This window comes from Streptomyces sp. BK022, assembly GCF_004217355.1.
GTDB classification, from domain to species: domain Bacteria; phylum Actinomycetota; class Actinomycetes; order Streptomycetales; family Streptomycetaceae; genus Streptomyces; species Streptomyces griseoluteus.
The window spans coordinates 810,656-825,210 of the sequence record NZ_SHKU01000003.1 but is presented as its reverse complement, the minus strand read 5'-3'; the positions used below and the strand labels follow the sequence as shown (position 1 = coordinate 825,210).

Genomic DNA, 14,555 nt, shown 5'->3' with positions numbered 1-14,555 from the left:
ATGGGATGCCGATCTTGGGTGCAATGACGTGCGCCGGGCGTGGTGGCGGTGTGGCGCGGGGCGCCTCGCGCGCGGGCGGTACTGTTCCGCGAATGGACAGCCTTCAACTCGACGACTTCACCGATCTGATCGAGCGCCCGGACGGCGGCGTGCGCCGGGACGCCGAGGCGCGGCGGGAGCGCCTGGCCGTACCGTCCGGCGCGCTGGGCCGGCTGGACGAGCTGGGCGAGTGGCTGGCGGCCGCGCAGGGCGCGGTGCCGGTACGGCCCGTCCAGCACCCGAAGCTGGTCCTCTTCGCCGGCGACCACGGCATCGCCGCCCTCGACGTCTCCCGCCGCCCCGCGGGCGGCGCGGCCGGCCTCGTCCGGGCGGTGCTGGAGGGCGCGAGCCCGGCCGCGGTGCTGGCCCGCCGGCTGGACGTGCCGGTCCGGGTGGTCGACCTTTCCCTGGACTGTGACCCGGACGCCTTCCCCGCCGAGGTGACCCGGCACCGGGTGCGGCGCGGCAGCGGCCGGATCGACGTGGAGGACGCGCTGACCGCCGAGGAGGCGGAGGCCGCGTTCCGCGCGGGCATGGCGATCGCCGACGAGGAGGCCGACTCCGGCACGGACCTGGTGGTGCTCGGCGATGTGAGCGTGGGCGGCACGACGGCGGCGGCGGTGCTGGTGGCCGCGCTGTGCGGGACGGACGCCTCGGTGGTGACCGGACGCGGCGGCGAGGCCATCGACGACCTGGCCTGGATGCGCAAGTGCGCGGCGGTACGGGACGCGCTGCGCCGGGCCCGCCCGGTCCTCGGCGACCAGCTCGCACTGCTGGCGACGGTGGGCGGCGCCGATCTGACCGCGATGACCGGGTTCCTGCTCCAGTGCGCGGTGCGCAAGCTGCCGGTGATCCTGGACGGCGTGGTGGCCGCGGCCTGCGCGCTGGTGGGCCAGCGGGTGGCGTTCCGGGCGCCGGACTGGTGGCTCGCGGGCCACGACAGCGGCGAGCCCGGGCAGGCCAAGGCGCTGGACCGGATGGCGCTGGAGCCGCTGCTGACCCAGGGCGTACGGGTCGGGGAGGGCGCGGGCGCGCTGCTGGCGCTTCCCCTGGTGCGCTCGGCCGCGGCGCTGGCCGCCGAGCTCCCGGAGCGGCCGGAGGCGGAGAAGGCCGAGCAGCCCGAGCAGCCCTCGGAGTCTGCGGAGTCCGGGCAGTCCGCGGAGTCCGGGCAGAGCGTCTAGCCCGGCCGCGTCCCACGGCGCCGATGAGCGCGATTCACGGCAAAAGCGGACATATGATCCCCGCTCATGGGAGATGTCCGAGTTGCCGACCGGTCGTGCGAGCCGGACCGACGGACGGAACCGGACCGGCGGACCGGGCAGCCGGGACAGCGGCCGGGCGGGGTGTCGTCCCGCCGGGCCGCCTCCGGTGCCGTCTGGTACCTGCGGGCCGTCGCGTTCGTCAACTTCCTCAGCGCGGTGTGGGTCTCGCTGGGCCAGGACGTGCGCCGCCACAACCAGGAGAACCTGTTCACGCCGTACCTGCTGACGGCCGGCTTCGCCTCGGGTGTGTTCACCGCGTTCCTGGCCATCACCATGCGGCGGCGCAAGCGGGCCGCCTGGATTCTCAACCTGGTGCTCAGCGGGGCGTTCCTGGCGCTGTTCGCGGTCGCCATGGCCTTCCCGGAGATCCGCCGCTCCCCGCAGAACTGGGTCTCCCTGGCGCTGACGGCCGCCTTCGTCGCCGTCCTGCTGCTCGGCCGCCGGGAGTTCTACGCCAAGGGCGACCGCGCCAACCCCCGCCTCGCCACGGTCGTGGCCCTCGGTGGCGGTACGGCGGCCTCCCTGCTCGCCGCGCTGCTGGTGACGGCCACCAACCAGGCGCCGGACGCGGCCCGTTCGACTTTCTGGGAGCGCTGGCAGTACGGCGCGCTGCGACTGGTGTCGGTGGCCACCGAGGAGGCCGGCTTCCCCGGCATCGACACGCCCAACTGGGCCGATGTGACCGTCAACGTGCTCAGCACCGCCCTCCTCCTCGCCGTCCTGTACGCCGCGTTCCGCTCCCGCCGCGCCGTCGACCCGCTCACCGAGGACGACGAGAAGCGGCTGCGGGAGCTGCTGGCACGGCACGGCGAACGCGACTCCCTCGGCTACTTCGCGCTGCGCCGGGAGAAGAGCGTGCTGTGGTCCCCGACCGGCAAGGCGGCCGTCGCCTACCGGGTGGTGGGCGGGGTCAGCCTGGCCTCCGGGGACCCGCTGGGCGACCCCGAGGCATGGCCCGGCGCCATCGCGCCCTGGCTCGCCGAGGCGCGGGCCCACGGCTGGATCCCCGCGGTGATGGGCGCGAGCGAGGAGGCCGGGACCGTCTACGCCCGGCACGGCCTGGACGCCCTCGAACTCGGCGACGAAGCCATCGTGGAGGTCGCCGAGTTCACGCTGGAGGGCCGCGCCATGCGGACCGTGCGGCAGGCCTACAACCGGGTGCGGCGGGCCGGGTACGAGGTGCGGATGCGGCGGCACGAGGACATCCCGGCGGCCGAGATGGCCCGTCTCGTGGAGCGGGCCGACGACTGGCGCGACGGTGCCACCGAGCGCGGCTTCAGCATGGCGCTGGGCCGGCTCGCGGACCCCGAGGACGGCCGGTGCGTGATGCTGGAGTGCACCGACGCCGACGGGCGGCTGCGCGCCCTGCTGTCGTTCGTGCCCTGGGGTCCCGGCGGGCTCTCGCTGGACCTGATGCGCCGTGACCGGGACAGCGACAACGGGCTGATGGAGTTCATGGTGATCGACCTCCTGCGCCGGTCGCGGGAGATCGGGGTCACCCAGGTCTCGCTGAACTTCGCCGTCTTCCGCTCGGTGTTCGAGCGCGGCGCCCGTATCGGCGCGGGGCCGGTGCTGCGGCTGTGGCGCTCGCTGCTCAGCTTCTTCTCCCGCTGGTGGCAGATCGAGTCGCTGTACCGGGCCAACGCCAAGTACCGGCCCATCTGGGAGCCGCGCTTCCTGCTCTTCGAGAAGAGCGCCGACCTGCCCCGCATCGCGCTGGCGGCGGCCCGCGCGGAGGGATTCCTGGAAGCGCCGGGCCTGCCGAAGTGGCTGCACCGCAGACAGCTCGAGACCCACCGGTGAGAGCGTGGGCGCGCGCCGAGTGGGGCCCGCTGTACACGGCCCTGCGGACGGCGCTGCTCGCGCGCGGCCCGCTGTCCGGGGCGCCGCTGACGCTGGGCGCGGTGGGCCTGACCGCGCTGCTGCAGTTCGTGCAGAACCAGCCCTGGGGCTTCGCGCTGGTGGAGGCGGCCGGCGCCGTACGGGCCGCCGACCCGCTGTGGCTGGCCCTGCTGCGCACCCCGCTCTCCCTGTTCGTGCCCGCCCTGGACCTGCCGGTGTGGGGCGCGCTGGCCCAGGTGCTCTGCGTGTTCGGCGTCGCGGAACTCTGCCTGGGCCGCCGCCGCACCCTGCTCATCGCCTACACCGCCACGCTCGCCGGGACCCTGTACGCCCGTGTCGGCGTCGCCCTCGGGCCGCACGCCCCCTTCGGCCTGCCCGCCTCGGACGCGCTGGTGGTGGACACCGGCCCGTCGGCGGCCGTGGTGGGGCTCGCGGTGTACGTCGCGGTACGGCACCACGCCCGCGTGACGGCGGTGGCGGTACCGGCCGCGATGGTGATCGAGGTACTGCTCAAGGACAACCTGGCCGGCAAGGAGCACCTCGCGGCCCTGCTCGCCGTGGGCACCCTGTGCCTGGCAGGGCTTCAGCCGCCCCTGGGCAGCCGGGCCGGGGACGGGTCGGGCTTGCCGCCGATCCAGTCCTGAACCACCCGCCGGGGCCCCGCCCAGCGCCGGTCGTGCCGGTAGGCCCGCAGCAGGGACCGGGCGCGGGCGCGCGGGCGCCGGCCGTAGAAGCGCCGCGCCCAGAACGAGGCCGGCCGGGCCAGCCGGATGGCGCCCGCCAGGGCCAGCAGCGGCACGATCGCGCCGAACACGGCGGTACGGGCCTTGCCCTTGCTCAACGCGACCAGCGAGACGAGGAAGTTGGCGGTGACGAAGGCGATGACCTCACCCCGGTCCTGCAGTTCGTCCTGCGAGAGGTCGTTCACGCCGAAGGGGGAGAAGCCGGCGAGCAGCAGCCCGACCAGCGCGGCGGTGAGGACCACGACCTCGACGCTCTTGCGGCCCTCCGCGCTCCAGTACACGTCGTCCAGATGCAGGATCAGCGCGAACTCGTCCAGCACCAGCCCGGCGCCGATCCCGAAGACCACGGCGGCGATCGCGCCGCCCGCCCCGTGCCGGTCGCTGGCGACGGCGCCGAAACCGCCGACGATGGTCAGCACCACACCGGGCACCACGTGGTGGATGTGCACCCCGCCCGCCTGGACGTTGCCGAACGGCCCCTTCCCGGCGCGGATCAGCCGGACGATGATCCGGGTCACGACGAAGGTGAGGACGAACGAGAAGAGGGCCAGCAGCAGCGGAAGCTTGCCCGGTTCCAGGATGTTCCGCTCCCACCAGTGCCCCATGTGCGCACTTTATCCCCGGCCCGCCGACGAGGCCCGGCGACAGCCCCGGTAGCCTGCGCCGATGCCCGAGACCCCGCCGCCCGACCCGCTCGACGGGCCCCGCTTCGCCTTCGGCACCCTCACCGTGATCCCGGTCCGGGTGCACCGCTGGGACCGTACGGCCGCGCGTGCGGGCATGCTGTGCGCACCGCTGACCGGACTGGCCGTCGGCCTCGCGGCGGCCGGATCCGGGCTCCTGCTCCTGCTGCTGGGCGCGGGCCCGCTGCTCGCCGCCGTCGCCTCCGCCGCCGTACCGGCCGCGCTCACCCGCGGGCTGCATCTGGACGGGCTCGCCGACACCGCCGACGGGCTGGGCAGCGGCAAGCCCGCCGAGCAGGCCCTCGCCGTCATGAAGCGGTCCGACATCGGGCCGTTCGGCGTGCTCACCCTGGTGCTGACGCTGCTGGCCCAGGTCGCCGCGCTCGCCGGGCTGTACGGCGACTCGTGGGCGCGGGGGGCGTTCGGCGCCGTCGTCTCGGCGGTCGCGGCCCGGCTGGCGCTCACCCTGGCCGCGCGCGCCGGGGTGCCGGCCGCCCGTCCGGAGGGGCTCGGGGCGGCGGTGGCCGGGGTGGTGCCGGTGCCGGGCGCGCTGGCGGTGGGGGCGGTGGTGACGCTGGCGGCCGGTGCGGGCGGGGCGCTGCTCGGGCCGTTCGAGGCGGTGCGCGCGGCGGTGGCCGTGCCGCTCTGTCTGGTCCCGGCCGAACTCCTGCTGCGCCGCTGCGTCTCCCGCTTCGGCGGGGTCACCGGGGACGTGTTCGGCGCCCTCGCGGAGACCGCGGCGACGGCCGCGCTGCTCGTGCTGTGCCTGGGAGGCAGCGGCCCACTGGCCGGCTGAGAGCGGCAACTGTTCCGTACCTGCGGCGAGTTGTCCCACCGGTCCGGCAGGGGTACCCGCGGTGCGGGCGGCCGGGGTGGTCCTCGGCCAAGAGCGGACGCGACGACGCGCGTACCCTCGTGGCGGGTGTTCGCCGACAGGGAGTCGACCCACCCCTTGCGGCGGTCGCCCCTCGCGGACGACCGGCTTGCGCAAACGGCTCCAGCAAACTTCACATCGGAAGCGAGATTTCACCACCGTGACTGCTCTGACTCTCAAGCCGGCCGCGGCGCCGGGCCCGCGGGCCGACGCGATCGTGATCGGCGTCGCCAAGGCCGGCACGGGCCCCGTCGTGGCGCCCGGCGCCGAGGCCGTGGACCAGGCGTTCGACGGCGGGCTGGCCGGCGTCCTGAAGACCCTCGGTGCCTCGGGCGCCGAGGGCGAGCTGACCAAGCTGCCCGCCCCCGCCGGTCTCGGCACCCCGCTCGTGGTGGCGGTGGGCCTGGGCGCCGAGCCCGAGGCGGACGCCGGATACGACGCCGAGGCGCTGCGCCGGGCCGCCGGCGTCGCCGCCCGCGGTCTCTCCGGCACCAAGAAGGCCTCCTTCGCGCTCCCCGTGGACGGTCCGGGCGCGCTGGCCGCGATCGCCGAGGGCGCGCTGCTCGGCGCGTACGCCTTCGACGCGTACAAGGAGAGCCCGAAGGACGACAAGGCGGAGAACGAGGGCGGCCCGCTCGGCGAGGCCGTACTGCTGGGCGGCGCGGAGGGCGAGGCCGGCTACCAGGCCGCCGTCGACCGCGCGAGGGCGGTCGGCGAGGAGCTGAACCGCGCCCGCGACCTCGTCAACACCCCGCCGAACGACCTGGACCCCGAGGCGTTCGCCGCGATCGCCCAGGCCGCGGCCGACGAGCACGGCCTCACCATCGAGGTGCTGGACGAGCAGGCCCTGAAGGAGGGCGGCTACGGCGGCATCCTCGGCGTCGGCGCCGGCTCGGCGTCCACCCCGCGCCTGGTGAAGCTGGCGTACCGGCACCCGGAGGCGGACAAGCACCTCGCCTACGTCGGCAAGGGCATCACCTACGACTCGGGCGGCATCTCGCTCAAGCCCGCCGGGCACAACGAGACGATGAAGTGCGACATGGCCGGCGCCGCCGCCGTGTTCGCCGCCGTCGTCGCGGCCGCCCGCCTCGGCCTCAAGGTGAACGTCACCGGCTGGCTGGCGCTCGCCGAGAACATGCCGTCGGGCTCGGCCACCCGCCCCGGTGACGTGCTGCGCATGTACAGCGGCAAGACCGTCGAGGTGCTCAACACCGACGCCGAGGGCCGCCTGGTGCTGGCCGACGCGCTGTGGGCGGCCTCGGCCGAGGAGCCGGACGCGATCGTGGACGTGGCCACGCTGACCGGCGCGATGGTGCTGGCGCTGGGCAGCCGCACCTTCGGGATCATGGCGAACGACGACGCCTTCCGCACCGCGCTGCACGAGGTGGCCGAGGAGTCCGGCGAGCCGGCCTGGCAGATGCCGCTCCCCGAGCACCTGCGCAAGGGCATGGACTCCCCCGTCGCCGACATCGCCAACATGGGCGAGCGGATGGGCGGCGGCCTGGTCGCCGGCCTGTTCCTGCGCGAGTTCGTGGGCGAGGGCATCACCTGGGCCCACCTGGACATCGCGGGCCCGGCCTACAACGAGGGCGGCCCCTTCGGCTACACGCCCAAGGGCGGTACGGGCACCGCCGTGCGCACCTTGGTGCGGCTGGCCGAGCAGACCGCCGACGGCGACCTCGGCTGACCCCGCGGGAGGCCCTGGGGGCGCGGACCGGGCCGGTCCGCGCCCCCGGCGCGAGGCGTCCGGCGCGGACGTGGGGCGTCTCACACCCCGGCCCGGCGTCCGTCGCACCCCCGACAGGTGCAAAGATGGAGCCCGGCAGGACAGGGCCCCCACCACAGGGCCGAAGCATTGAGCGGCCGGACACCAGCCGCCTGCCGGTCATCGGAGACCGGCACAGGCGCACATGCATGGAGGACGTGACGTGGCGAACGACGCCAGCACCGTTTTCGACCTAGTGATCCTCGGCGGTGGCAGCGGTGGCTACGCCGCGGCCCTGCGCGGAGCGCAGCTTGGCCTGGACGTCGCCCTGATCGAGAAGGACAAGGTCGGCGGCACCTGCCTGCACAAGGGGTGCATCCCCACCAAGGCCCTGCTGCACGCGGGCGAGATCGCCGACCAGGCCCGCGAGAGCGAGCAGTTCGGCGTCAAGGCGACCTTCGAGGGCATCGACGTCCCCGCCGTCCAGAAGTACAAGGACGACGTGATCTCGGGCCTCTACAAGGGCCTCCAGGGCCTGATCGCCTCCCGCAAGGTGACGTACATCGAGGGCGAGGGCCGGCTGTCCTCCCCCACGTCGGTGGATGTCAACGGGCAGCGGATCGAGGGCCGCCACGTCCTGCTCGCGACCGGCTCCGTGCCGAAGTCGCTGCCGGGCCTGGAGATCGACGGCGACCGCATCATCTCCTCCGACCACGCCCTCGTCCTGGACCGCGTGCCCAAGTCCGCGATCATCCTCGGCGGCGGTGTCATCGGCGTCGAGTTCGCGTCCGCGTGGAAGTCCTTCGGGGCCGACGTCACCGTCATCGAGGGCCTGAAGCACCTGGTGCCGGTCGAGGACGAGAACTCCTCCAAGCTGCTGGAGCGCGCGTTCCGCAAGCGCGGCATCAAGTTCAGCCTCGGCACCTTCTTCGAGAAGGCCGAGTACACCCAGGACGGCGTGAAGGTCACCCTCGCCGACGGCAAGGAGTTCGAGGCCGAGGTCCTCCTCGTCGCCGTCGGCCGCGGCCCGGTCTCCCAGAACCTCGGGTACGAGGAGCAGGGCGTCAACATCGACCGCGGCTACGTCCTGGTCGACGAGTACATGCGCACCAACGTGCCGACCATCTCGGCCGTCGGTGACCTCGTCCCGACCCTCCAGCTCGCCCACGTCGGCTTCGCCGAGGGCATCCTGGTCGCCGAGCGGCTGGCCGGTCTGAAGACCGTCCCGATCGACTACGACGGCGTCCCGCGTGTGACGTACTGCCACCCGGAGGTCGCCTCCGTCGGCATCACCGAGGCCAAGGCCAAGGAGATCTACGGCGCGGACAAGGTCGTCGCCCTGAAGTACAGCCTCGCGGGCAACGGCAAGAGCAAGATCCTCAAGACCGCGGGCGAGATCAAGCTCGTCCAGGTCAAGGACGGTGCCGTGGTCGGCGTCCACATGGTGGGCGACCGCATGGGCGAGCAGGTCGGCGAGGCCCAGCTCATCTACAACTGGGAGGCGCTGCCCGCCGAGGTGGCCCAGCTCATCCACGCCCACCCGACGCAGAACGAGGCGCTCGGCGAGGCGCACCTGGCGCTGGCCGGAAAGCCGCTGCACGCCCACGACTGAGCCTTCGGCCCCCGGGCGCGACGACACAGACTTCCGCAATTCCTAAGGAGCAACAGAAACCATGGCGGTTTCCGTAACCCTTCCTGCGCTCGGTGAGAGCGTCACCGAGGGCACTGTCACCCGCTGGCTGAAGGCCGAGGGCGAGCGCGTCGAGGCCGACGAGCCGCTGCTCGAGGTCTCCACCGACAAGGTCGACACCGAGATCCCGGCCCCCGTCGCGGGCGTGCTGGCATCCATCAAGGTCGCCGAGGACGAGACCGTCGAGGTCGGCGCCGAGCTGGCCCTGATCGACGACGGCTCCGGCGCCCCCGCCGAGGCCGCGGCCCCCGCCGCCGAGGCTCCGGCCGCCGAGGCTCCGGCCCCGGCCGCCCAGGAGGCCCCGCAGTCCGCCCCGTCCACCGAGCAGGAGGCGCCCGCCCCGGCGCCGACCGCCGAGGCGGCCTCCGGCGGCGGTTCCGCCGAGGGCACCGACGTGGTCCTGCCCGCGCTGGGCGAGTCGGTCACCGAGGGCACCGTCACCCGCTGGCTGAAGTCGGTCGGCGACTCCGTCGAGGCCGACGAGCCGCTGCTCGAGGTCTCCACCGACAAGGTCGACACCGAGATCCCGGCGCCCGTCGCGGGCACCCTGCTGGAGATCGTGGTCGGCGAGGACGAGACCGCCGAGGTCGGCGCCAAGCTCGCCGTCATCGGTGCCGCGGGTGCCGCCCCGGCCGCCGCTCCCGAGGCCCCGAAGGCGCCCGCCGCCGAGGCCCCGGCTGCTCCGGCTCCGGCTGCCCCGGCTCCGGCCGCCCCCGCCGCACCGGCCCCGCAGGCTCCCGCCCCGCAGGCGCCGTCGGCTCCGGCGCCGCAGCAGCAGACCGCGCCGGCTCCCGACCCGGTCCCGTCCGCCCCGGCCCCGGCTCCCGCGCCCGCCCCGGCTCCGGCCGCTCCGGCCACCGCGCCGACCGCGCCGACCGCCACCCAGGCGACCGACGAGGGCGCCTACGTGACCCCGCTGGTGCGCAAGCTCGCCGCCGAGAACGGCGTCGACCTGGCCTCGGTCAAGGGCACCGGTGTCGGTGGCCGCATCCGCAAGCAGGACGTCATCGCCGCCGCCGAGGCCGCGAAGGCCGCCGCCCCGGCTCCCGTCGCGGCTGAGGCTCCGGCCGCCGCGAAGAAGGCCCCGGCGCTGGAGGTCTCCCCGCTGCGTGGCCAGACCGTCAAGATGACCCGCATCCGCAAGGTCATCGGCGACAACATGGTCAAGGCGCTGACCGAGCAGGCCCAGCTCTCCTCGGTCGTCGAGGTCGACGTCACCCGTCTGATGAAGCTGCGCGGCAAGGCGAAGGACTCCTTCGCCGCCCGTGAGGGCGTCAAGCTCTCCCCGATGCCGTTCTTCGTCAAGGCCGCCGCGCAGGCGCTGAAGGCCCACCCGGTCATCAACGCCCGCATCAACGAGGCCGAGGGCACCATCACCTACTTCGACACCGAGAACGTCGGTATCGCGGTGGACTCCGAGAAGGGCCTGATGACCCCGGTCATCAAGCACGCCGGTGACCTCAACCTCGCGGGCATCGCCAAGGCGACCGCGGAGCTGGCCGGCAAGGTCCGCGCCAACAAGATCACCCCGGACGAGCTGTCCGGTGCGACCTTCACCATCTCCAACACCGGTTCGCGCGGTGCCCTGTTCGACACGATCATCGTGCCGCCGAACCAGGTCGCCATCCTCGGCATCGGTGCCACGGTCAAGCGCCCGGCCGTCCTGGAGACGGAGGAGGGTACGGTCATCGCCGTCCGCGACATGACCTACCTGACCCTCTCCTACGACCACCGCCTGGTGGACGGCGCCGACGCGGCCCGTTACCTGACCACGGTCAAGCAGATCCTGGAAGCGGGCGAGTTCGAGGTAGAGCTCGGCCTGTAGTCCCGGCCTGTGAGGAAGCCCCCCTGTCGAAGGACAGGGGGGCTTCGCCGTTCCTGGCCTGGAGAGACGCGCGCTTCCCAGCGCAGGGCAACTGCCACTCCCCAAGGGGCGCGGGGGACTGCGCGACCAGCCACGACGCCGTCGCGCCCACCCCCAAACCGACACCCCCACGGCGAGACCACTCGAAAACACCCTGTGCAACTCGTCTCACCTGGGCAAAAGCCCCCCGATGCGCCGCACGGCACCCGCGGGGCCCCCGTATGGTCATAGAGCCACGCCCCTTGAAAAGGAGCCCCCATGACCGCGCCCGTAATCCACTCGCTGCGCGAACAGATCCGCGAGCACATCGTGGAGGGCATCGTCAGCGGCCGCTGGCAACCGGGCGAGCGCATCGTGGAGCGAAGGATCGCCACCGAACTGGAGGTCAGTCAGACCCCCGTCCGGGAGGCCCTGCGCGAACTGGAGTCCCTCCGCCTCATCGAATCGGCCCCCAACAAGGGCGTACGCGTACGCAACCTGACCGCGGCCGACCTTGAGGAGAGCTATCCCGTCCGGGCCGGGCTGGAGGCCATCGCGGCCGAACTCGCGTCCGAGAGCCTCGCGGAGAGCTGCGCGGCCCTGGAACCCCACGTCGCGGCCCTCTACGAGGCCGACCGCGCCGGAGACGGCACCGGCCAGGTCCGCCACACCGTCGGCTTCCACCGCGAACTCGTCCGCGCCGCGGGCAACTCCGTGCTGCTGCACACCTGGGAGGGCCTCGGCATCGAGGTCTTCACCGCCCTGTCGATCCGCTGGCTCGGCACCGTCCAGCAGTCCTACGCCGAGGAGCACGAGGAGCTGGTGCAGGCGTTCCAGCGCCGCGACCCGCGGATCGCCGAGCTGGTGAAGGCCCACGTCCTGGGCTGTGCGCCCCGCCCCTGACCCGCTGAGCGACACCCCGCTCACCTGGGAAAACAAGGCACCGCGTGCCTGTACGAAAGACACCGGGTGCCTACTTTCGCCCGAAGACCGGGTTTTCGCACCCAAACCTTTGATCGATCATCGATCAGGGGGTTATTGTCACCGACGGACTTCTACCGAGTTCTCGCCCTGTCCTGCCAAAGACCAAGGGCAACCCCGAACCCTCACCCATGAGGGATTCCCCCTTCGACTGAGGAAGGCGGCGAGATGACCGACCCCAACGCCATCCAGCCGAGCGCGCTCGACCAGCTCCCGGACCGCGACCCGGAGGAGACCGCCGAGTGGCGCGCCTCCCTGGACGCCGTGGCCAGGGAAGCGGGCCCGCACCGCGCCGCGTACCTGATGCGGCGCACGCTGGAGCGTGCCGAGGCGGGCGGTGTCGCGCTGCCGAAGCTCCTGGAGACGGACTACGTCAACTCCATCCCCACCGCCGCCGAGCCGGGTGTCCCCGGTGACGAGGCGATGGAGACCCGGATCACCGCGTGGAACCGGTGGAACGCGGCGGCGATGGTCACCCGCGGCAGCAAGTACGGCGTCGGCGGCCACATCGCCACCTTCGCCTCGGCCGCGTGGCTGTACGAGACCGGCTTCAACCACTTCTTCAAGGGCAAGGAGTCCCCGGACGCCGACGGCTCCGGTGACCAGCTCTACATCCAGGGCCACGCCTCCCCCGGCATCTACGCCCGTGCCTTCCTGGACGGACGGCTGAACGAGGCCCACCTGGACAACTTCCGCCAGGAGGCGGGCGGCAACGGCCTGCCGTCGTACCCGCACCCGCGCCGGCTGCCCTGGCTGTGGGAGTTCCCGACGGTGTCGATGGGCCTCGGCCCGCTCTCCGCGATCTACCAGGCGCGGTTCAACCGCTACCTGACCAACCGCGGCATCAAGGACGTCTCCGCGTCCCACGTGTGGGCGTTCCTCGGTGACGGCGAGATGGACGAGCCGGAGTCGACGGCGGCCCTCGCGCTCGCCGCGCGTGAGGAACTGGACAACCTCACCTTCGTCATCAACTGCAACCTGCAGCGCCTGGACGGCCCGGTCCGCGCCAACTTCAAGATCGTGCAGGAGCTGGAGGCCCAGTTCCGGGGCGCCGGCTGGAACGTGGTCAAGACGCTGTGGGGCACCGCGTGGGACGAGCTGTTCCAGCTCGACACCACGGGCGCGCTGGTCCGCCGGCTGCGCCAGGTGCCGGACGCCCAGATCCAGACGTACCAGACGCGCGACGCCGCCTACATCCGCCAGGACTTCTTCGGCGGTGACCCGGCGCTGGTGGAGATGGCGAAGCTGCTGAGCGACGACAAGATCCTCGAGTGCTTCCACCTCTCGCGCGGTGGTCACGAGTCCCGCAAGGTCTTCGCCGCGTACAAGGCGGCCGTCGAGCACAAGGGCGCGCCGACCGTGATCCTGGCCCAGACGGTCAAGGGCCACACCCTCGGTCCGGGCTTCGCCTCCAAGAACGCCAACCACCAGATGAAGAAGCTCTCGGTGGACGAGTTCAAGGCGATGCGGGACCTGCTGGACCTGCCCATCTCCGACAGCGCCTTCGCCGACGGCCAGGTGCCCTACGGCCACCCGGGCGCCGACTCCCCCGAGGTCCGCTACCTCCAGGAGCGCCGCGCGGCCCTCGGCGGTCCGGCCCCGGCCCGCCGGGTGCACCCCCTCGCGCCGCTGCCCGCCCCGGCGGAGAAGGCGTTCACCTCCTTCGACAAGGGGTCCGGCTCGCAGAACGTCGCCACCACCATGGCGTTCGTCCGCCTGGTCAAGGACCTGGTCCGCGACAAGGAGACCGGCAAGCGCTGGGTGCCGATCGTCCCCGACGAGGCGCGCACCTTCGGCATGGAGTCGCTGTTCCCCTCGCTCGGCATCTACTCGCCCAAGGGCCAGACGTACGAGCCGGTCGACCGCGACCAGCTGATGTACTACAAGGAGGCCAAGAACGGCCAGATCCTCAACGAGGGGATCACCGAGGCCGGTTCGATGGCCGACTTCATCGCCGCGTCGACCGCGTACGCGACGCACGGCGAGGCGATGATCCCGTTCTACATCTTCTACTCGATGTTCGGCTGGCAGCGTACTGCCGACCAGATGTGGCAGCTCGGCGACCAGCTCGGCCGCGGCTTCCTCGTCGGCGCGACGGCGGGCCGCACCACGCTGACCGGTGAGGGCCTCCAGCACGCCGACGGCCACTCCCCGGTGATCGCCGCGACCAACCCGGCCGCGCTGACGTACGACCCGGCGTTCGCCTACGAGGTCGCCGCCATCGTCAAGGAGGGTCTGCGCCGGATGTACGGCGAGGCCGCGCCGGGCGAGGACAAGGACGTCTTCTACTACCTGACGGTCTACAACGAGCCGATGCCGCAGCCGGCCAAGCCCGCCGTGCCCGGCATCGACGAGGGCATCGTCAAGGGCCTGTACCGGTTCAACACGGCCGAGTCCGCGGGCGTCACCGTCCCGGCGAACGCCCCGCGCATCCAGCTCCTGGGCTCGGGTACGGCGATCCACTGGGCGCTGGACGCGCAGCGGATGCTCGCCGAGGAGTGGGGGGTCGCCGCCGACGTGTGGTCCGCGACCTCCTGGTCCGAGCTGCGCCGTGACGCGATGGACGCCGACGCGGCCCTGCTGCGCGGCGAGGAGCGGGTGCCGTTCGTGCGCCGGGCGCTCCAGGGCGCCGAGGGCCCGGTCCTCGCGGTCTCCGACTACATGCGCCAGGTCCCGGACCAGATCGCGCAGTGGGTCGACCAGGACTGGTCCTCGCTGGGCGCGGACGGCTTCGGTCTCTCCGACACCCGCGCGGCGGCCCGCCGGCACTTCGGTGTGGACGCGGAGTCGATCGTGGTCGCCGCCCTGGCCCAGCTCGCCCGGCGCGGCGCGGTCAAGGCGACGGCGGTGAAGGAAGCCCGGGAGAAGTACGGGCTGTGACCACCTGAGGTCC

The 14,555-nt window shown here is 73.1% G+C and carries 10 protein-coding genes; 9 read left to right on the top strand and 1 reads right to left on the bottom strand.

The features are described from left to right. The first annotated feature begins 92 nt into the window (after positions 1–92). From cobT to EV284_RS32985, 3 genes are all read left to right on the top strand, one after another. A complete protein-coding gene (gene cobT, locus EV284_RS15270) occupies positions 93–1,220 on the top strand; it encodes a nicotinate-nucleotide--dimethylbenzimidazole phosphoribosyltransferase (RefSeq protein ID WP_130334244.1) in 1,128 nt (375 codons plus the stop codon). A gap of 66 nt (positions 1,221–1,286) precedes the next feature. Beyond that, the gene (locus tag EV284_RS15265; protein ID WP_130334242.1) at positions 1,287–3,104 is read left to right on the top strand and encodes a phosphatidylglycerol lysyltransferase domain-containing protein; all 1,818 of its coding nucleotides are present in this window, start codon (positions 1,287–1,289) and stop codon (positions 3,102–3,104) included. After that, positions 3,101–3,787 (top strand): hypothetical protein, encoded by a 687-nt coding sequence (locus tag EV284_RS32985; RefSeq protein WP_207229038.1) that lies wholly within the window; start codon positions 3,101–3,103, stop codon positions 3,785–3,787. Before EV284_RS15265 ends, EV284_RS32985 begins: the two co-directional genes overlap by 4 nt. Here EV284_RS32985 and EV284_RS15255 read toward each other — a convergent pair. Further along, positions 3,727–4,491 (bottom strand): hypothetical protein, encoded by a 765-nt coding sequence (locus EV284_RS15255; protein WP_130334240.1) that lies wholly within the window; start codon positions 4,489–4,491, stop codon positions 3,727–3,729. The genes EV284_RS32985 and EV284_RS15255 overlap by 61 nt on opposite strands. A gap of 61 nt (positions 4,492–4,552) precedes the next feature. On the opposite strand from EV284_RS15255, the gene EV284_RS15250 reads away from it, so the two are divergent. From EV284_RS15250 to aceE, 6 genes are all read left to right on the top strand, one after another. Beyond that, positions 4,553–5,365 carry an adenosylcobinamide-GDP ribazoletransferase gene (locus tag EV284_RS15250; protein ID WP_130334238.1) on the top strand — a complete coding sequence of 271 codons (813 nt, stop codon included), beginning with the start codon at positions 4,553–4,555 and terminating at the stop codon, positions 5,363–5,365. A 238-nt stretch (positions 5,366–5,603) separates the two neighbouring features. After that, positions 5,604–7,130 (top strand): leucyl aminopeptidase, encoded by a 1,527-nt coding sequence (locus EV284_RS15245; protein ID WP_130334236.1) that lies wholly within the window; start codon positions 5,604–5,606, stop codon positions 7,128–7,130. A 241-nt stretch (positions 7,131–7,371) separates the two neighbouring features. Then, on the top strand, positions 7,372–8,760 hold the full coding sequence (gene lpdA / locus EV284_RS15240; RefSeq protein ID WP_030807649.1) for a dihydrolipoyl dehydrogenase: 1,389 nt from the start codon (positions 7,372–7,374) through the stop codon (positions 8,758–8,760). Between the two features lie 61 nt (positions 8,761–8,821). Further along, positions 8,822–10,663 (top strand): 2-oxoglutarate dehydrogenase, E2 component, dihydrolipoamide succinyltransferase, encoded by a 1,842-nt coding sequence (sucB, locus tag EV284_RS15235; RefSeq protein ID WP_130334234.1) that lies wholly within the window; start codon positions 8,822–8,824, stop codon positions 10,661–10,663. A gap of 297 nt (positions 10,664–10,960) precedes the next feature. Then, positions 10,961–11,584 (top strand): GntR family transcriptional regulator, encoded by a 624-nt coding sequence (locus EV284_RS15230; protein ID WP_130334232.1) that lies wholly within the window; start codon positions 10,961–10,963, stop codon positions 11,582–11,584. 246 nt (positions 11,585–11,830) lie between these two features. Then, positions 11,831–14,542 (top strand): pyruvate dehydrogenase (acetyl-transferring), homodimeric type, encoded by a 2,712-nt coding sequence (gene aceE / locus EV284_RS15225; protein ID WP_130334230.1) that lies wholly within the window; start codon positions 11,831–11,833, stop codon positions 14,540–14,542. Positions 14,543–14,555 lie beyond the last annotated feature (13 nt).